Raw genomic sequence first — 254 nt, 5'->3', positions numbered from 1 at the left:
GCGCCCTGGCGCGCCGGGGCATCCGGCTCCTCGGCGTGACCCCGAAGACGTTCCTGCCGAACTACCGGGAGTTCTACGAGAAGCGCCACTTCGCCTCCGGGGCCGGGATCGCGGGCGAGACCATCCGGGTCGCGGTCCACGAGGCGCCGTTCGGCACGGACCTGCTGTTCCCGGCCGAGGACCTGCCCGGCCTCGTGGTCGGGGTCGGGATCTGCGAGGACCTGTGGGTGCCGGCATCCCCCGGCATGCCGGCC

Annotated in this window: 1 pseudogene; it reads left to right on the top strand. The window is 74.0% G+C overall.

Annotated features, from left to right (window positions below):
- Positions 1–254: pseudogene (nadE, locus tag MFF64_RS37085) on the top strand (NAD(+) synthase); the annotation flags it as partial.

It is taken from the genome of Methylobacterium frigidaeris, assembly GCF_022179185.1.
In the GTDB taxonomy this organism is placed as follows: domain Bacteria; phylum Pseudomonadota; class Alphaproteobacteria; order Rhizobiales; family Beijerinckiaceae; genus Methylobacterium; species Methylobacterium frigidaeris.
The sequence above is the reverse complement of the archived record's forward strand: the minus strand, read 5'-3'. Positions and strand labels throughout refer to the sequence as shown.